Genomic DNA, 19,249 nt, shown 5'->3' with positions numbered 1-19,249 from the left:
GTAAAAAAAAACTTCACCAATCCATTCTGTCTGATGAAGTTTTATGAGTATTTTATTTTTGTATTATTTGTATAATACTTTTTTAACTGCTTTTACTACATCACCTGCATTTGGCAACCAGTCTTTTAGCAGTACTGGAGAATAAGGTGCAGGAGTATCTGCAGTTGTAATACGTTGAATTGGCGCATCAAGGAAGTCAAAAGCTTGCTCTTGAACGATATAAGAAATCTCAGAAGAAAGGCTGGCAACTGGCCAAGCTTCTTCAAGAATTACTAAACGATTTGTTTTTTTAACCGATTTTAAGATAGCGTCTTTATCCATTGGACGAACTGTTCTTAAATCGATAATCTCACAAGAAATTCCTTCTTTAGCTAATTCATCAGCAGCGATAAAAGCTTCTTTGATGATTTTTCCGAATGAAACGATAGTTACATCAGTTCCTTCACGTTTAACATCAGCAACACCTAGAGGAATTGTGTATTCTCCGTCTGGCACTTCGCCTTTGTCACCGTACATCTGCTCAGATTCCATGAAAATAACTGGATCGTTATCACGAATAGCAGATTTTAAAAGTCCTTTTGCATCATATGGAGTTGAAGGAACAACAACTTTAAGACCTGGAGTATTAGCAAACCAGTTTTCTAAAGCTTGTGAGTGAGTAGCTCCTAATTGACCAGCAGAAGCTGTTGGTCCGCGGAAAACGATAGGCACATTAAATTGTCCTCCTGTCATTTGACGCATTTTAGCAGCATTATTAATAATTTGATCAATACCAACTAAACAGAAGTTGAATGTCATATATTCTACAATAGGACGGTTTCCATTCATTGCAGAACCTACTGCAATTCCTGAAAATCCAAGCTCAGCAATTGGAGTATCAATTACTCTTTTTTCACCAAACTCAGCAAGCATTCCTTTTGAAGCTTTGTAAGCTCCATTGTATTCTGCAACCTCTTCTCCCATTAAATATATGGATTCATCGCGACGCATTTCTTCGCTCATCGCTTCACAAATGGCCTCTCTAAATTGTATTGTTCTCATATTTTATATTGTATGTTGAATTTTCTGAAGAGCAAAAATAAATATTTTAAATAACTTAAATGCAAAAATTGAATTTAAAATCGCATGAACTTCTATCTGTTCTCAGGTTTTAACTTTTTAAACTTTATTGTGACATTTACGAAATCGATATAATAACGTATAATTCACACTTAAACTTACTTAAAACATTTTTCAGACAAACTTCTATCGATTTGTTTAATTCTTGTTTCCCGAAAATTCATTCATCTAAACGTAAAAAACAAAAAATTAGTATCTCTCAGACAAAATTAATTTGCTTTCCAATTATCGGTTATTGCAAAATTCCTAACAATCAGACAAAATCAATGTTTTTTATTTTTTAGATTCCGATGAAATCCATTCAAAAGTACAGAATCAGCGAAATCGTAATAGTTTTAAAAAATATTATGCATGCATAGTATAATTATTCCAAATTAAATTCTAAATTTGTAAAAGCATATTATAAATTCAAAATATATACTTATGAAAATACTAGTTTGCATCAGCCATGTGCCTGATACTACTTCAAAAATTAACTTTACCAACGGTGATTCAGAATTTGACACTAATGGTGTACAATATGTAATTAACCCTAACGACGAATTCGGACTTACACGTGCTATCTGGTTTCAAGAACAACAAGGAGCAAATGTAACAGTTGTAAACGTCGGAGGTCCTGATACTGAACCAACTTTACGTAAAGCTTTGGCAATTGGAGCAAACGAAGCTATTCGTGTTAACGCAAATCCTACAGATGGTTTCTTCGTAGCAAAACAATTGGCAGAAGTAATTAAAAATGGAAGTTACGATTTAGTAATTGCTGGTAAAGAATCTTTAGATTATAATGGAGGAATGGTTCCTGGAATGATCGCTGGAATTTTAGGATACAACTTCCTAAACTCTTGTACAGCTTTAACTGTTGACGGAAACAATGTAAAAGCAGTTCGCGAAATTGATGGTGGTAAAGAAACTGTAAGCACTACTCTTCCATTAATTATTGGAGGTCAAAAAGGTCTTGTTGAAGAAAAAGATTTACGTATCCCGAACATGAGAGGAATTATGACTGCTAGAACAAAAGCGCTTACTATTCTTGAGCCAGTTGATGCAGCTGTAAATACAAAAGCGGTGAAATTTGAAAAACCAGCTCCAAAATCAGCAGTAAAATTAGTTTCTGCAGATAATTTAGATGAGTTAATCAATTTATTACACAACGAAGCGAAAGTAATCTAGTAATCAGTTTTCAGTCGCAGTTTTCAGTTTTCAGAAATAACCTGAAACTTGAAACCTGAAACTTGAAACTTCAAAACAAAAATATCATGTCAATATTAATATATGCAGAATCTGCAGAAGGAAAATTTAAAAAAGTAGCTTTCGAATTAGCTTCTTATGCTAAGAAAGTAGCTGAATCATTAGGAACAACTGTTACTGCTTTAACAGTAAACATCAGCGATGTAAGCGAGTTAGGCAAATACGGAGTTGATAAAGTTTTAAAAGTAAGCAATGATAAATTAGCTGGTTTTAACGCAAAAGCTTATGCTGATGTTATCAAACAAGCTGCTGAAAAAGAAGGAACAAAAGTAGTTTTGCTTTCTTCTACAACAGACAGCATTTATCTTTCACCGCTAGTTGCTGTGGCTTTAAATGCTGGTTTTGCTTCAAATGTAGTTGGATTGCCAGTTAGCACTTCTCCATTTCAAGTAAAAAGAAACGCTTTTTCAAACAAAGCTTTCAACATTACACAAATCGATACAGATGTAAAAGTTCTTGGTTTAGCTAAAAACTCTTACGGACTTTTTGAAAGCGCAGGAGCTGCTGCCGCAGAAGATTTCAATCCAACTGTTGGAGACAATGACTTTGGAGTAAAAGTAGAATCTGTAGAGAAAGTTTCTGGAAAAGTTTCTATTGCTGATGCAGATATCGTAGTTTCTGGCGGACGTGGATTAAAAGGTCCAGAAAACTGGGGATTAGTAGAAGATCTTGCTGCTGTTCTAGGCGCTGCAACTGCTTGTTCTAAACCAGTTTCAGATTTAGGATGGAGACCTCACAGCGAACACGTTGGGCAAACAGGAAAACCAGTTGCAACTAACTTATACATTGCTATTGGTATTTCTGGAGCGATTCAGCACATTGCTGGTATCAACTCTTCTAAAGTAAAAGTAGTAATCAATAACGATCCAGAAGCTCCTTTCTTCAAAGTTGCTGATTACGGTGTAGTTGGAGATGCTTTTGAAATTGTACCACAATTAACAGAGAAATTAAAAGCTTTTAAAGCTCAGCATTCTTAATACAAAGAATTCTCTTTAAAAATATTGCTGCCTAAAAACAAGATGTTGTATCTTTGTTTATAGGCAGCTTTTTTGTTCCAGATTTTTTGATTAAAATTGCAGCTTTATTTTCCAAACCAAAATAGTATTAAAATAAGGCGCTAAGTGCCTTTTTTACAAACATATATGAGTCTAGTAAAATTATCCATAAAAGGAATTTCATACAGTCAAACTCAAAATGGCGCTTATGCCTTAATTTTGAATGAAGTCGACGGCGAGAGAAAATTACCTATTGTTATTGGCGCTTTTGAAGCCCAGTCGATCGCTATTGCTTTAGAGAAAGAAATAAAACCGCCACGCCCGTTAACACATGATTTATTCAAGAATTTTGCTGAAAGATTTGATATCGTAGTAAAACAAGTTATCATTCACAAATTGGTTGATGGTGTTTTTTATTCAAGTTTAATCTGCGAAAGAGATAAAATCGAAGAAATTATTGATGCCAGAACTTCTGACGCTATTGCGTTAGCACTACGTTTCAACGCTCCTATTTTTACTTATAAAAACATTTTAGACAAAGCAGGAATTTATCTAAAATCAAATACTGCCGAAACAGATTCTGGCGCGCAAGAAATAGATGATGTTCTTTCAAACCCTGAAACTTTTGGACATGAGGAAGAAAGCAACCAGTCTGGAGACGTTTACGCAAAACATTCTTTACAAGAATTAAACGAGCTTTTAGATCAAGCCGTTTCTCAGGAAGATTACGAAAAAGCAGCAAAAATTAGAGACGAAATCTCTAGAAGATAAATACATGTTTAATCGTTAAACCGTTTATTCGTTAAATCGATTAAACAAGTTTACAATTAAACAGATCCACGATTAAACGATTAAACAAAGATGAAGCAATACTTAGATTTAGTAAAACACGTTTTAGAAAACGGCAATCAAAAAGGAGACCGAACTGGAACTGGAACAAAAAGCGTTTTTGGCTACCAAATGCGTTTTGATTTAAGTGAAGGTTTCCCAATGGTCACGACCAAAAAATTACACTTAAAATCCATCATTTACGAATTGCTTTGGTTTTTAAAAGGCGATACAAACATCAAATATCTTCAGGAAAACGGAGTAAAAATCTGGGATGAATGGGCAAATTCTAATGGCGATTTAGGACCTATTTACGGACATCAATGGCGCAATTGGAATAGCGAAGAAATTGATCAGATTTCTGAATTAATTACAGAATTAAAAACAAATCCGAACAGCCGAAGAATGCTGGTTTCTGCATGGAACCCTTCGGTTCTACCAGACACTAAAAAATCTTTTGAGGAAAATGTAGCCAATAACAAAGCGGCTTTACCTCCTTGCCATGCGTTTTTTCAGTTTTACGTCGCAAGTCCAGACCCTGAAAAAGGCGAAACAAAAGGAAAACTTTCTTGCCAATTGTATCAGCGAAGTGCCGATATCTTTTTAGGAGTTCCTTTTAACATTGCTTCTTATGCATTACTGACTATGATGATTGCACAAGTATGCGACTTAGAACCAGGCGAATTTATCCACACGTTTGGTGACGCACATATTTACAACAATCATTTTGAGCAATTGGAACTGCAATTAACCCGTGAGCCAAAACCATTACCAAAAATGATTTTAAATCCAGAGATTAAAAACATTTTTGATTTTGATTTTAATGATTTTACACTTGTAGATTATGATCCGCATCCTGCCATAAAAGGTAGTGTCGCTGTATAGAAATAAAAAAATCCGCTTTTATAAGCGGATTTTTTTATACAATTAAAACACTGTTTTCACTGCCAGCGTAATCATTCCATTTATAAGAATCAGCTTCTGGATCATTTACATAATTCCCGTCAATCAGATACTTAAATTCGTAAATCGCATCTTTCACCAAATCGTAAGTTGCTTTAAACGTTCCGTTTTTTAACTTGCTTAAAGTTCCTTCTGAGGCATTCCAGTTATTAAAATCTCCAACCACCGCTGCCGAATCAGCATCTTTGGCATCTATTGAAAATGTAACTTTAACAACCGGCTTCGTTTTGATAAATTGTTTTTTCAAAGACATAACTATTTCGTTTTTAGATTTATACATCTAAAATTAACTAAATTCAACGAAACACTAACTACCACCAGAACCGATTTATGATAATGCCAAAAACAATATATTTTTTTCGCTTTATTGGTAATTTAAAGTGGTTAAAATTTTGTTATTCAAATTATTGGATCATTAAAAAGCAAATAATGTACACCCAAAATATTGTCTTTCGAAAATAAATTTTAACTTTATGATCTCATTTTTATCTTATGGAAAAAGAAGTGCACGAACAATACGAATACGCTAGACGCCGATTAAGACAAAAAAAGGTCTTATATTTTCATTTTGTACTTTTCCTGCTTGGAAGTTTATTTTTATTTATCGCCAATAGATTTTTTGGTTTCGGACAAGGCACAAGTCAAAACTGGTGCATTTGGGGAATTACGATCTGGCTTTTCCTTTTTATTCTTCATTTTATAAAAGTGTATATAACCGACCGTTTTATGAATAAAAAGTGGGAAAGAGAACAAATTGACCGATTAGTTGCTTTACAGCAAAAAAGAATCAGCCAGCTTGAATCTTCTATTAATGAAGAGAATGAAAATAAAATTTAGTTAAGCATACCATGATTATAATGATAGCGGCTGCGGCCGAAAATAATGCGCTTGGAAAAAACAACGAATTAGTATGGCATTTGCCTAATGATTTTAAAAGATTTAAATCGCTTACTACTGGTCATCATATTATTATGGGAAGAAAAACTTTTGAAAGTTTTCCGAAACCGTTACCAGACCGCGTTCATATTGTAATTTCTCGTCAAGAAAATTATAAGCCAGAAGGGTGCATTGTAGTAGATAGTATCGAAAAAGCAATTGCCATTTGCCCTGAAAACGATGATAGTTATGTTATAGGCGGTGGCGAAATTTACAATCTCGCTCTTCCATTTACAGACATCATTGAGCTAACCAAAGTTCACCATTCTTTTGAAGCAGATGCTTTTTTTCCTAAAATCAATAAAAGCGAATGGACTTTAGTAGAATCTGAAGAAAATTATAAAGACGAAAAACACCTTTATGATTATACGTATGAAACTTACATTAGAAAATAAATAAAAAACATCCTCTTTTTAGGGAGGATGTTTTTAAATAATTGACTTTTGAAGCTTAACTTGCTCAAGAAGAATTTTGTTTAAAAAAATCACAAATGTCGAGAAACATTTGCAAAACTGAATAACATTTAATGTTATTTGAGACCTAAGTCTCAAACGCCTTTAATAACAAATACCACTAAGATATTAAAGGCAGAAAATTAAAATTTCCAAAAACAAATTTAATCCTAAGAACGTACTTTGCGCTTAATATTAGTATTTCCCCCCAAGAACAATACTTTGCAAAACTCTTTCATGAACAAATGAACTACTAGCACAAAAAAAGTAATCATCTGTTTAAGTCATAGCGACATTATCAATCATTAAAACTTTAATCATTTTTACTTTGACAAAGTTGCTCATAATAGCGCTATCTGACAATACCAAGATTTAGGGATTTTGGCAAAATACCTAGATTTAGGGATAGCAAAACATCTGCCCAATCCGTTTTACACAAATACTCCAAAACATTTATTTTACAAATTAAAAAACTCAATTACAGTTAAACTAGATTGTTTATATTTGCCTAAATAAAAAAAATGTCTGAAAAAGTAACTCCGTATAAAGACTCTTCTTTAGGTAAAAAAGAGCAAGTAACCCAAATGTTCGATACCATTTCTGGGAATTACGATAATTTGAATCGTGTAATTTCTTTTGGCATCGATGTTAAATGGCGTAAAAAAGTATTAAAAATAGTATCAGACAGAAAACCAAAAGTTATTCTTGATATTGCAACTGGAACCGGCGACTTGGCCATTTTGCTTGCACAAACTAATGCTGAAAAAATTATTGGTCTAGATATTTCTGCAGGAATGCTAGAAGTAGGAAAAAAGAAAGTTGAAGAAAAAAAACTTTCAAATGTAATTGAATTAGTTTTAGGCGATTCTGAAAACATGCCGTTTGAAGACAATTATTTTGATGCAATCACAGTTGGTTTTGGCGTAAGAAATTTTGAAAACCTAGAAAAAGGTTTTGCAGAGATTTTAAGAGTCTTAAAACCAAATGGCATTTTTGTTATATTAGAGACTTCTGTTCCGGATAAATTTCCTTATAAACAAGGCTACAATTTCTACAGCAAAAATATACTTCCATTAATTGGAAAATTATTTTCTAAAGATAATGATGCTTATGGTTATTTATCTGAATCGGCTGCTACTTTTCCTTATGGAGAAGCCTTAAACAATATTTTAAGAAAAACTGGGTTTATAGATGTTGTGGCAATGCCTCAAACTTTTGGTGTCGCAACAATTTATTCTGCATCTAAAAAATAGTATGAAAAAAGTTGTAATCTTATTTTTATTGGTCTTAACGACAAAAGGACATTCGCAATTTGCTAAAAACATGTTTAGCAAAGATCCTATTATTAATCTTGAAAACTGGCAAAAGCAACGTATTTACTTTGGCTATTATTTAGGTTTTAATAGTTTTGACTTTAAGTTTGATTACAAAACTCCTGTAAAGGAAGATATTCAAGTTAAAAAAACAACTGGTTTTAATGTGGGTGTTGTGGCCGATTTAAGACTTCAGGAATATATCAATCTGCGTTTTGAACCAGGTTTGTATTACACTAAGCGTGATCTTTATTTCCCAGGCATAAGCAACAAAGAAAGTGATTATTTAAGAGAAGTAAACAGTACTTATATTCACTTTCCTTTGTTACTGAAATTTTCTGCCAAGCGTACAGGAAACATACGCCCATACTTGGTTGGCGGTATGTCTACAACTTTAAATTTATCTAGTAACGCCAAATCTAAAGACGATAACTGGCAGCAAAAGTTCAGAGTAAAACAATGGACCGCTGCTTACGAATTAGGTTTAGGAATTGATATCTTTACCGAATATTTTATCTTTTCTCCTTCTGTTAGAGGTATGTTTGGTATTACAGATGAATTAATTCGTGATAACGTAACGCCAGAGCATCCTGTTAGCCCTTATACCGACAACATCGATTCAATGAAATCGAGAGCGATTTTAATAAATTTCACTTTCCATTAAAACAAAGTATCAACTATTTCGTTTAAATTCACTAAGAATAATTGCTGTTGCGGTAGCTACATTTAAACTTTCGGTTTTTTGAAGCTCTCCAAATCTAGGAATTGTGAGACGGCTGGTTACGATTTTTTCAATCTCTTCTGAAATTCCGTTGGCTTCATTACCCATAATAATGATTCCATCCTGAGGCAGTTTTGATTGGTAAATATTTTCGCCGTCCATAAAGGTTCCAAAAACTGGCAGTTTAGTTTGAGCAAGAAAAAGTTTTAAATCAACATAACTTACATTTACTCTGGCAATAGACCCCATTGTAGCTTGTACCACTTTCGGATTATAAATATCCACTGTTTCTTTAGAACAGACAATCTGCTTAATACCAAACCAATCGCATAGACGCAAAATAGTGCCTAGATTTCCTGGGTCTCTAATATCGTCTAAGGCTAAAATCAAGCCCGAATTGATTATTTCTTTTTCGGCTGGAATTTTAAAAACTGCCAAACAAGAATTTGGAGTCGACAAAGCACTTATTTTTTTCAGTTCTTGTTCATTAATAAGAGTGCGTTTTGACGTATGAACTGTTTGAAAATCATTCAATGTAGTGTATAAATGTTCTAATTCAAAATTGGATTGCAGCAATTCTTGAATTACTTTTACTCCCTCAGCAAAAAATAATTGATTAGCAAAACGCTGCTTTTTTTGATGCAAGCCTGATATTAGTTTTATTTGGTTTTTACTAACCATAAAATAATGTACTTTTGAATTAAATATTAAATAACACTTGAAAAATAATTCCACAAAAATAATAGCATTTCTTCTAATTGCAATATTAATTTGCGCTTGTAATGCCGTAAAAAGAGTTCCCGATGGAAAAAATCTTCTCGTGAAAAATAATATTCTTGTTAACGGAAAATCTACAAATGACGAAACTGCTTCTAACCAAATGTACCAAAAACCTAATGGTAATTTATTAGGTTATAAGCTTCGATTAAATTTATACAATTTAGCCAATTTAAATCCCGATTCTACTTATCAGGCAAAATTTAAAAACAATCCTGGAAAGTATGAGCGTATGTCTAAAATATTCTCTGCAAAACAAGTAGACCGTCTTGGCCAGTCTTTTTACTATAAAGGAATTCATGAATTTCTAAAAAACACAGGTGAACCACCAGTAATAATAGACACTTCAAAAACTAGAAAAACCTTATTACGTTTAAAATACTATTATTTCAACAGTGGTTATTTTAATGTACAAACCGATTATACAATTGATACCGTCGGAAAAAAGAGAGCTGCAATTAATTATAATATCACTACTGGACCAGCTTACAAGTTAGATACAATAAAAACAAAAATAATGACTCCTGCACTGGACTCATTATACAGAACTAATAATGAACCTTCTTTATTAAAATCTGGAAATCAATACAAAACCACAGATTTTGAAGAAGAAAAAAATCGTATCACAACCTATTTTAGAAATCATGGCGCTTATTACTTTCAGCCAACTTATGTAACTTTTGACATTGATACCATTGGCAAAAAAGCAAAAGCCGATGTAACTTTGATAATAAACAACAATACGATTCAAGAAAAAGATTCTAGCCGTACAGAGCCTTTTAAATTGTATAAAATTAGCGATGTAAATATTTACACAGATTATTCTGCTGCCAATGCCAAGAAAAAACCAACAGACAGTGTAACATATAACAACTTTAATCTATACAGCTATAAAACATTAAAGTACAGGCCACGCGCGATCACCGATGCTATTTTCATTACAAAAGGAAGCACTTTTGCCGATTTCAGAACGACTCTTTCGTCTCGATATTTAAATAATTTAAGGATTTTCAACTATCCTTCAATCCAATATGAGGTAGACAAAAGAGATTCTACAGCGCAATCTCTTATTGCCAATGTTTATTTAACTCCTAGAAAGAAATACAGTTTTGGAGCAACGCTTGACTTAACGCATTCCAACATTCAGGATTTTGGAATTGGAGCCAGTGTTTCTGAAACTATTCGTAATGTATTTAACCGTGCAGAGACTCTTGAAATTTCTGCTCGTTTAAACATAGGATCTTCTAGAGATATGGCCAACCCAAACAATAATTTCTTCAATGTTTCTGAATATGGTTTGGATATGAAACTGAACTTTCCGAGAATTCTACTCCCGTTTGGAACTGAAAAAATTATCCCAAAAAGTATGATTCCCTACACCTCTATTACTTCTGGTTTTTCAAAACAGCGAAATATTGGTTTGGACAAAGAAAACTTTACAGGAGGTATCTCATACAACTGGACACCAAAACGTCATAACACAGCTAAGTTCGAATTGTTAAACGCACAGTTTGTCCGCAATTTAAATCCTGACAATTATTTTAATGTATATACTTCATCTTATGATGATTTGAATTTTATTGGAAAAGATTACAATGTTGACCCTCTCAACTGGGGAACCACAACAGAGGAACAAGCGAGAAAAGATCTTACTATACCAAAAGGAACAACTGGATTTACAAATGACGTATTAAATGGAAAAACAGCCTTAACTCCAGGAAGTTCGCAATATCAAGAAGTTGAAAGCATTGAGGAAAGAAGAGTTCGTTTGACCGAAAATGATTTTATCCTTGCGACAAGTTTTTCTTTCACTAAAACAACCAAAAAAGATCTGGCAGATAACAATTTCTATCAATTCAGAACCAAAATTGAGTCTGCTGGAACATTATTATCATTAATTTCTGAAGTTGGAAATCTTCAAAAAAATGCAAAAGGCAATTACGAGATTTTCAATCTGGAATATTCCGAATATATAAAAACCGAATTTGATTATATCAAACACTGGGATTTTGGAAAAGAGAAAGTTCTGGCAGTGAGAAGCTTCTTTGGAATTGCTATTCCGTTTGGAAATTCAAATTACATTCCGTTTTCGCGAAGTTATTATGGCGGAGGTTCCAATGATAACCGTGCTTGGCAGCCTTACGCTTTAGGACCTGGAAGCACCAACGCTGTAAACGACTTTAATGAGGCGAATATGAAAATTGCAGCAAGTGCCGAATTTCGTTTCAAAGTTTTTGGAGATGTGAAAGGAGCATTCTTTGCAGACGCAGGAAATATCTGGAATGTACTCGATAATGTGATAGATCCGAAAGCAAGATTCGACAACTTAAACGATTTAGCTGAAATTGCTTTAGGTACAGGATTCGGTTTAAGATACGATTTAAGCTTTTTTGTGATTCGTTTAGATTTAGGCTTTAAGACTTATAATCCAGCACATGAGAAGGGAGACAGATGGTTTAAAGAATACAATTTTGGACACTCGGTTTTAAATTTTGGTATAAATTATCCATTCTAATGCTAATTAATTCTTATTTTTGCAACCTAAAAACTAAAAACAACTATAAAAAAAAATTAAAATGGCACACAACATTAAACCAGGAGTAGCTACAGGAGATCAAGTACAAGAGATCTTTAATTATGCGAAAGAGAAGGGTTTTGCTCTTCCAGCAGTAAACGTTACTGGATCTAGCACAATTAATGGAGTTCTTGAAACTGCAGCAAAACTAAACGCGCCAGTTATCATTCAATTTTCTAACGGTGGAGCTCAATTCAACGCTGGAAAAGGATTATCAAATGCAGGTGAAAAAGCAGCAATCGCAGGAGGAATCGCAGGAGCAAAACATATTCATACTTTGGCAGAAGCTTACGGTGCAACTGTAATCTTACACACTGACCACTGTGCAAAAAAACTTTTACCTTGGATCGATGGTTTATTAGATGCTTCTGAAAAACATTTCGCAGAAACAGGAAAACCATTATTCAGTTCTCACATGATCGATTTGTCTGAGGAGCCAATCGAAGAGAACATCGAAATCTGCAAAGAATACTTAGCTAGAATGAGCAAAATGGGAATGACATTAGAAATCGAACTTGGTATTACAGGTGGTGAAGAAGATGGCGTTGACAACTCAGATGTAGATAGCTCAAAATTATATACTCAACCAGAAGAAGTAGCTTACGCTTACGAAGAATTATCTAAAGTGAGCCCTAAATTTACAATTGCTGCTGCTTTTGGAAACGTTCACGGTGTTTACAAACCAGGAAACGTAAAATTAACTCCAAAAATCTTAAAAAATTCTCAAGATTTCGTACAAAGCAAATTCAACACAGGACACAATCCAGTTGATTTCGTTTTCCACGGAGGTTCAGGTTCTACACTTGAAGAAATTAGAGAAGCTATTGGTTACGGAGTTATCAAAATGAACATTGATACAGATTTACAATTTGCATACACTGAAGGAATCCGTGATTATATGGTAAACAACATTGAGTACTTAAAAACTCAAATTGGTAACCCAGAAGGTCCAGATGCTCCAAACAAGAAATACTACGATCCAAGAAAATGGGTTCGTGAAAGCGAAGTGACATTCAACGCGAGACTTGAACAAGCTTTTGCTGATTTAAATAACGTGAATACATTATAATAAAAAAGTTTCAAGTTTAACGTTTCAAGTTTCAGGTTCCAGCAACTTGAAACTTGAAACCTAAAACAAATAAAACATTCAATATGGCTTGGTTTAAAAGACAAGAAAAAGGGATTACGACCGCTACTGAAGATAAGATGGACGTTCCGAAAGGATTGTGGTACAAATCTCCTACTGGAAAAATTATTGATGCTGACGAATTGGCGAGAAATTTGTTCGTTAGCCCTGAAGATGATTTTCACGTTCGAATTGGAAGCGCAACCTATTTTGAAATTTTATTCGACAACAATGAATTTGTTGAGTTAGATAAAAACATGACTTCTAAAGATCCTCTGCATTTTGTAGATACAAAAAAATATGCAGACCGATTGAAAGATGTAATGGAAAAAACTCATCTTAAAGACGCTGTACGTACGGGAGTTGGAAAATCTAAAGGAAGAGAACTTGTAATTTGCTGTATGGATTTTGCGTTCATTGGTGGATCTATGGGAGCTGTTGTAGGTGAAAAAATCGCGAGAGGTATTGATCATGCTATTAAAAACAAACTTCCTTTTGTAATGATTTCTAAATCTGGTGGAGCTCGTATGATGGAAGCTGCTTATTCTTTAATGCAATTAGCAAAAACTTCTGTAAAACTAGCTCAATTAGCTGAAGCTAAACTACCTTACATCTCTCTTTGTACAGATCCAACAACTGGAGGAACAACTGCATCTTACGCAATGTTAGGAGACATCAATATTTCTGAACCAGGCGCTTTGATTGGTTTTGCTGGTCCACGTGTGGTTCGCGATACTACAGGAAAAGATTTACCAGAAGGTTTCCAAACTGCTGAGTTCTTGTTAGAGCACGGTTTCTTAGACTTTATCACGCCAAGAAAAGAATTGAAAGATAAGATTAACTTATATATCGATTTGATTCAAAATAATGATATTAGATAGTTTTAAAACTACTAAAAGAGAAATCCCAAGAAAATTGCTTCTTGGGATTTTTTTGCTTTAAACCATGTAAGTACAGCTGAGCTTACTGCAAGGTTTTTAAAACCTTGTAGGTATATTATACTTTGCGTTTTTTCGAATTAAAATCTTAAGCTAAACCTACAAGGTTTTAAAAACCTTGCAGGAAGACATGTGAAAATTCCATTCTTAACTCGCCTTTCTCAAATCCTTTTTTAATTCTTTTTCAGCAATTACAAAAGCTCGTTTTTCGCGCCAAACAGCATAACGCTCCCTAAAAATCACTTTTATACCGCTGTCAACTGCACCGTGCATAAATAAGCTCCAAACGCTAGCTATTTTACGAGAAACAGATTGATCCCATGCGCGAAGTGTAAGCGAAAAAGAACCATCTATATAACGCATCCAATGCCACATTCCTGTTGGCATGAATAATGTATCGCCATGTTCCAAGAAAACTTCATAACCTTCTACTCCTTTTAAAGCAGGGAATTTTTCAAAATCGGGATTAGCGACATCGTAATCTTCTAAGGCGTAAGTGGTATTTGGAAGACAATACAATCTTTTTTTCCATTTGTTATCAAATAATATGATATGTTTTCTTCCTCCAAAATGAGTATGGAAAAGATGCGGTAAATCGATATCATAATGCAAAAAAGTAATCGCTTTTGAACCACCAAAAAACATGGCAGGCATACTTTCTATAAAACCTCCCATTAATTCTTTGGGAACCTTTACATCATCAATTAATTCGGGTCTGTGTTTAAAAAGATTAAAGAAAAAAATACGCAATTGTGTTGGCTCGCGTTTTATCAAATCCAGATATTCTCCAAATTTCATACTTGCTATAGAAGCGTTAATCACTTTTGCTGGATCTGCTTTTGAGTTATCTACAAGTTTAACCTCTATATCTCCAGCAATCTGCTTGAAATACTCCGTTGACCACTTTTCTCTTGCTGGCCAATCCTTAGTAAGTCCTTTTATAATTAAAGGTTTTCTTTTGTCTAAATAATTCTTTTTGAAATCTTCTCTAGAAATAGACTCAACAGTATCGACAGATCTAAGGTTAAAGCTCATATATTTAGCAATTTATGTTCTTGGTCTATCAAAAATATCTAATTATTTCGAGCCATCAAAATTTACAGTAAAATAACACAAAAACAATATTACATTCCTGTTCGAATAGCCTCAACGGGATCTAAATTTGCTGCCGAAACTGCTGGCAGGATACCAGAAATTAACCCAATAAAAGCCGCCAGACTTGTTCCTAAAATTATATTTCCAAGACTTAAAACAAATTCAAAATCTAGCAATTTTGTTAGAGCCAAAGCAATTCCCCAAACCATTAGTAAGCCAATGATTCCACCAATAACCGACAAAATAATAGCTTCGAACAAAAATTGGAATAAGATAAATTTATTCTTAGCTCCCAATGATTTTTGAATCCCGATAAGATTTGTTCTTTCTTTTACCGAAACAAACATAATATTCGCGATTCCGAAACCTCCAACCAAAAGAGAAAAACCGCTAATGATCCAGCCCACAAAATTCATCTGGCCTAAAATTCCATCAATAAAATCAGTAAATCCAGAAAGGACATTAATAAAGAAATTATCCATTTCCCCCGCTTTCATTCCGCGGATTGCTCGCAGTTTTTGTGCGATTTCTGCTTTATAGGCATCCATATCGACACCTTTCACTGGCTTTAATACAATAACTGGAGTCATAGAATCGCTATCTCCGTACATTCTTCTTAAAAAATTTGCTGGAAGATAAACAGAAGTATCATTGCTGTCTCCAAAAAATCCTGCTCCTTGTTTTGCAATTACGCCAATTACGGTAAAACGCTGTCCGTATAAACGAATACTTTTTCCAATTGGATCGCTTGAACCGAAAAGTCCATCTGCGATATCATATCCTAGAACAATAACAGCAGTTCCAGAGTTAGATTCAGATTCGTTATAAAATCTTCCTTTATCAAAACTCAGTCCGTCGATATCAACCATTTCGCTTGATGCTGGAATAATATTTACATCGCTGACAGTTTTAGAATCGTATTTTAAACTTTCTCTGTTTACAAAAAGCTGGTACGCGACTTGATCGGTATTATTCATCGAGTTTTTCAGGCCAACGTACTCGTCATATTTTACATTTGGAAACTGCTCTCTCTTCCATTGTGGAATTTCAGACGGCCCAAAGCAATATTTCATTAAATAAATTGTATTTTTATCTAAGCTACTCAAATCTTTAGAGATTTTTTTATCTAAGGAGTCAACAGCGGCCAAAACAGCGATAATTGAAAAAATACCAATCGTAACACCTAAGAGCGACAATAAAGTACGTAATTTATTATTTCGCAAAGCATTGATGGCAAAACTCAAACTTTCTTTTAATAATCTTAGATAAACGATCATATTTTTGTATTTTTCAATAAAGTAAAATTCAATAATTTAAATTCAAAAACCTAATAAAAGTTAACTTACTCATCAGTAGAATTTTTTAGCATTTTGTTACACTAATTTTTTTTAATATAATATATAAAAAAACTACTTTTGCAGTCTCAAAATCATAACTACACAATGAGCACAACTAAAAAAATACAATCGGCATTAATTTCTGTTTTTTCTAAAGATGGATTAGAACCAATTGTTAGGAAATTACACGAACAAAATGTAACGCTTTATTCAACTGGAGGAACTGAAGATTTTATCAAAAACCTTGGCATTCCAGTAGTTCCTGTTGAAGATATTACTTCTTTCCCTGAAATTCTTGGCGGAAGAGTTAAAACTTTACACCCAAAAATCTTCGGAGGAATTTTGAATCGTCAAGACAATGAAAGCGATGTTCAGCAAATGAAGGAATTTGACATTCCTCAGATTGATTTGGTAATTGTTGATTTATATCCTTTTGAAAAAACAGTTGCTTCTGGAGCAAGCGAACAAGATATTATTGAAAAAATTGATATCGGTGGTATTTCATTAATTCGTGCTGGTGCAAAAAATTTCAAAGACACTGTAATTGTAGCTTCTGTTAACGAGTACAGCTTACTTTTGGACTTGATTACGGAGCAAGACGGAGCAACAACTCTTGAAAACAGAAGATTGTTTGCTACTAAAGCATTCCACGTTTCATCTCACTACGATGGAGCTATTTTTAATTATTTCAACACAGATGAGACCATTTACAAAGAAAGCATTGCAAACGGTCAAATTTTAAGATATGGTGAAAACCCTCACCAAAAAGGATTTTTCTTTGGAGATTTTGACGCAATGTTCAAAAAACTTCACGGAAAAGAATTGTCATACAACAACTTGCTAGATGTTGATGCTGCAGTAAATTTAATTGCTGAGTTTAAAACTGACGGACCAACATTCGCGATTTTAAAACACAACAATGCTTGCGGATTGGCTTCAAGAAAAACAATCAGTGAAGCTTATTTAGCAGCTTTAGCTTGTGATCCAACTTCAGCTTTTGGAGGAGTGTTAATTTCTAACACTAAAATTGATTTAGAAACTGCACAGGAAATCAACAAATTATTCTGCGAAGTTGTAATCGCTCCAGCTTATGATGATGAGGCTGTCACAGTTTTACAAGAGAAGAAAAACAGAATCATATTAGTACAAAACGACGTTGAATTACCAGCTCGTCAAGTAAGAACTTGTCTTAACGGATTGTTAATTCAGGACAGAAATAATATTACGGATAATAAAGAGCATTTAAAAACCGTTACCATTACAGAACCTACTGCTCAAGAGATCGAAGATTTGATCTTTGCTTCTAAAATTTGCAAGAATACAAAATCAAACACTATTGTATTTGCTAAAAACGGAACATTGATTTCATCAGGGACAGGTCAGACTTCAAGAGTCGACGCTTTAATTCAAGCAGTTGACAAAGCAAAAGCTTTTGGATTTGATTTAAATGGAGCTTCGATGGCAAGTGATGCATTTTTTCCATTTCCGGATTGTGTAGAATTAGCCAAAAAAGCAGGAATAACTGCTGTAATTCAGCCAGGAGGTTCGATAAAAGACGAATTAAGTATAAATTATTGCAATGAAAATAATCTTGCAATGGTATTTACAGGAACTCGTCATTTTAAACATTAATTTGTTTAACTTTGTTCGATAAATAATTTATAACATTTTAAACCCCTAAAAAACTTATGGGATTTTTTGATTTCATGACCGAGGATATTGCGATAGACCTTGGAACCGCAAACACTTTAATCATTCATAATGATAAAGTTGTCATTGATAGTCCATCTATCGTTGCACGTGATAGAGTATCAGGCAAAATCATTGCTGTTGGTAAGGAAGCCAATATGATGCAAGGTAAAACACATGAAAACATCAAAACTATAAGGCCTTTGAAAGATGGTGTAATCGCTGATTTTGATGCTTCGGAAAAAATGATCAATATGTTCATTAAAAGTATTCCTGCATTGAAAAAAAGAATGTTTACTCCAGCTTTACGTATGGTTGTATGTATTCCTTCTGGTATTACTGAAGTGGAGATGAGAGCGGTGAAGGAATCTTGTGAGAGAGTAAACGGAAAAGAAGTTTACTTGATTCATGAACCAATGGCGGCGGCAATTGGTATTGGTATTGATATTATGCAACCAAAAGGAAACATGATTGTCGATATCGGAGGTGGTACAACAGAAATTGCTGTTATCGCTTTGGGCGGAATTGTTTGCGACAAATCTGTTAAAATTGCAGGTGACGTTTTCACAAACGATATCGTGTATTACATGCGTACACAACATAACCTTTTTGTTGGAGAAAGTACTGCTGAAAAAATTAAAATTCAAATTGGAGCGGCGATCGAAGATTTAGACGGTCCGCCAGAAGATATGTCAGTTCAAGGTAGAGATTTGCTTACTGGTAAACCAAAACAAGTAGATGTTTCTTACCGTGAAATTGCAAAAGCATTAGACAAATCTATTCAGCGTATTGAAGATGCGGTAATGGAAACATTATCTCAGACTCCACCTGAGTTAGCAGCAGACATCTACAACACTGGTATCTATTTAGCTGGTGGAGGATCTATGTTAAGAGGTCTTGACAAACGTATCTCTCAAAAAACAGATTTACCAGTTTATATTGCTGAAGATCCTTTGAGAGCTGTTGTTCGCGGTACAGGAATGGCTCTTAAAAACATTGCAAAATTCAAAAGTATCTTAATCAAATAAGATTCAAAATAATAATCAATTTACTTTTATAAGGGTCAAATTTATATTGTTTGACCCTTGTAAAAACTGAAACCTTTAAGCATATCCTGAAACAAAATAACCAGACAAG

The 19,249-nt window shown here is 33.8% G+C and carries 18 protein-coding genes; 13 read left to right on the top strand and 5 right to left on the bottom strand.

Annotated elements, in window-relative coordinates; genetic code table 11:
* Positions 1 to 63 precede the first annotated feature (63 nt).
* A complete protein-coding gene (locus tag DMB71_RS15985; protein WP_008466560.1) occupies positions 64 to 1,041 on the bottom strand; it encodes a pyruvate dehydrogenase complex E1 component subunit beta in 978 nt (325 codons plus the stop codon).
* A 501-nt stretch (positions 1,042 to 1,542) separates the two neighbouring features.
* On the opposite strand from DMB71_RS15985, the gene DMB71_RS15980 reads away from it, so the two are divergent.
* From DMB71_RS15980 to DMB71_RS15965, 4 genes are all read left to right on the top strand, one after another.
* On the top strand, positions 1,543 to 2,289 hold the full coding sequence (locus DMB71_RS15980; protein ID WP_111367764.1) for an electron transfer flavoprotein subunit beta/FixA family protein: 747 nt from the start codon (positions 1,543 to 1,545) through the stop codon (positions 2,287 to 2,289).
* 86 nt (positions 2,290 to 2,375) lie between these two features.
* Positions 2,376 to 3,344, top strand: a complete 969-nt coding sequence (locus tag DMB71_RS15975; protein ID WP_008466557.1) for an electron transfer flavoprotein subunit alpha/FixB family protein — start codon at positions 2,376 to 2,378, stop codon at positions 3,342 to 3,344.
* 165 nt (positions 3,345 to 3,509) lie between these two features.
* Positions 3,510 to 4,133, top strand: a complete 624-nt coding sequence (locus DMB71_RS15970; protein ID WP_008466556.1) for a bifunctional nuclease family protein — start codon at positions 3,510 to 3,512, stop codon at positions 4,131 to 4,133.
* A 90-nt stretch (positions 4,134 to 4,223) separates the two neighbouring features.
* Complete coding sequence (locus tag DMB71_RS15965; protein ID WP_111367762.1) at positions 4,224 to 5,075, top strand: thymidylate synthase; 852 nt, start codon at positions 4,224 to 4,226, stop codon at positions 5,073 to 5,075.
* Positions 5,076 to 5,109: 34 nt separating this feature from the next.
* Here the strand turns inward: DMB71_RS15965 and DMB71_RS15960 are convergent, their stop codons facing one another.
* Positions 5,110 to 5,406: an isoamylase early set domain-containing protein gene (locus tag DMB71_RS15960; RefSeq protein WP_111368060.1), complete on the bottom strand. Its 297-nt coding sequence runs from the start codon at positions 5,404 to 5,406 to the stop codon at positions 5,110 to 5,112.
* Positions 5,407 to 5,645: 239 nt separating this feature from the next.
* On the opposite strand from DMB71_RS15960, the gene DMB71_RS15955 reads away from it, so the two are divergent.
* From DMB71_RS15955 to porT, 4 genes are all read left to right on the top strand, one after another.
* Positions 5,646 to 5,990 carry a 2TM domain-containing protein gene (locus tag DMB71_RS15955; RefSeq protein ID WP_111367760.1) on the top strand — a complete coding sequence of 115 codons (345 nt, stop codon included), beginning with the start codon at positions 5,646 to 5,648 and terminating at the stop codon, positions 5,988 to 5,990.
* 11 nt (positions 5,991 to 6,001) lie between these two features.
* A complete protein-coding gene (locus tag DMB71_RS15950) occupies positions 6,002 to 6,484 on the top strand; it encodes a dihydrofolate reductase (RefSeq protein ID WP_111367758.1) in 483 nt (160 codons plus the stop codon).
* A gap of 578 nt (positions 6,485 to 7,062) precedes the next feature.
* Entirely contained in the window at positions 7,063 to 7,794 is a 732-nt protein-coding gene (ubiE, locus tag DMB71_RS15945; protein ID WP_111367756.1) for a bifunctional demethylmenaquinone methyltransferase/2-methoxy-6-polyprenyl-1,4-benzoquinol methylase UbiE, read from the top strand.
* Position 7,795: 1 nt separating this feature from the next.
* Positions 7,796 to 8,518 carry a type IX secretion/gliding motility protein PorT/SprT gene (gene porT, locus DMB71_RS15940; protein ID WP_111367754.1) on the top strand — a complete coding sequence of 241 codons (723 nt, stop codon included), beginning with the start codon at positions 7,796 to 7,798 and terminating at the stop codon, positions 8,516 to 8,518.
* 9 nt (positions 8,519 to 8,527) lie between these two features.
* Here the strand turns inward: porT and DMB71_RS15935 are convergent, their stop codons facing one another.
* Positions 8,528 to 9,256: an RNA methyltransferase gene (locus DMB71_RS15935; RefSeq protein ID WP_111367752.1), complete on the bottom strand. Its 729-nt coding sequence runs from the start codon at positions 9,254 to 9,256 to the stop codon at positions 8,528 to 8,530.
* A 37-nt stretch (positions 9,257 to 9,293) separates the two neighbouring features.
* Here DMB71_RS15935 and tamL point away from each other — a divergent pair, with 37 nt between their 5' ends.
* From tamL to accD, 3 genes are all read left to right on the top strand, one after another.
* Complete coding sequence (gene tamL / locus DMB71_RS15930) at positions 9,294 to 11,867, top strand: translocation and assembly module lipoprotein TamL (protein ID WP_111367750.1); 2,574 nt, start codon at positions 9,294 to 9,296, stop codon at positions 11,865 to 11,867.
* Between the two features lie 61 nt (positions 11,868 to 11,928).
* On the top strand, positions 11,929 to 12,996 hold the full coding sequence (gene fbaA, locus DMB71_RS15925) for a class II fructose-bisphosphate aldolase (RefSeq protein WP_008466540.1): 1,068 nt from the start codon (positions 11,929 to 11,931) through the stop codon (positions 12,994 to 12,996).
* An 83-nt stretch (positions 12,997 to 13,079) separates the two neighbouring features.
* The gene (gene accD / locus DMB71_RS15920; RefSeq protein ID WP_111367748.1) at positions 13,080 to 13,934 is read left to right on the top strand and encodes an acetyl-CoA carboxylase, carboxyltransferase subunit beta; all 855 of its coding nucleotides are present in this window, start codon (positions 13,080 to 13,082) and stop codon (positions 13,932 to 13,934) included.
* Positions 13,935 to 14,138: 204 nt separating this feature from the next.
* Here accD and DMB71_RS15915 read toward each other — a convergent pair whose 3' ends face one another.
* Both DMB71_RS15915 and DMB71_RS15910 read right to left on the bottom strand, forming a co-directional pair.
* Positions 14,139 to 15,026 carry a cupin-like domain-containing protein gene (locus tag DMB71_RS15915; protein WP_111367746.1) on the bottom strand — a complete coding sequence of 296 codons (888 nt, stop codon included), beginning with the start codon at positions 15,024 to 15,026 and terminating at the stop codon, positions 14,139 to 14,141.
* A gap of 89 nt (positions 15,027 to 15,115) precedes the next feature.
* Positions 15,116 to 16,363 (bottom strand): ABC transporter permease, encoded by a 1,248-nt coding sequence (locus tag DMB71_RS15910; RefSeq protein ID WP_111367744.1) that lies wholly within the window; start codon positions 16,361 to 16,363, stop codon positions 15,116 to 15,118.
* A gap of 165 nt (positions 16,364 to 16,528) precedes the next feature.
* Here DMB71_RS15910 and purH point away from each other — a divergent pair, with 165 nt between their 5' ends.
* Both purH and DMB71_RS15900 read left to right on the top strand, forming a co-directional pair.
* Entirely contained in the window at positions 16,529 to 18,055 is a 1,527-nt protein-coding gene (gene purH, locus DMB71_RS15905; RefSeq protein WP_111367742.1) for a bifunctional phosphoribosylaminoimidazolecarboxamide formyltransferase/IMP cyclohydrolase, read from the top strand.
* 56 nt (positions 18,056 to 18,111) lie between these two features.
* Complete coding sequence (locus DMB71_RS15900) at positions 18,112 to 19,140, top strand: rod shape-determining protein (protein WP_008466528.1); 1,029 nt, start codon at positions 18,112 to 18,114, stop codon at positions 19,138 to 19,140.
* Positions 19,141 to 19,249 lie beyond the last annotated feature (109 nt).

Origin of the sequence: Flavobacterium tistrianum (assembly GCF_003254545.1) — a bacterium.
Classification (GTDB): domain Bacteria; phylum Bacteroidota; class Bacteroidia; order Flavobacteriales; family Flavobacteriaceae; genus Flavobacterium; species Flavobacterium tistrianum.
The sequence above is the reverse complement of the archived record's forward strand: the minus strand, read 5'-3'. Positions and strand labels throughout refer to the sequence as shown.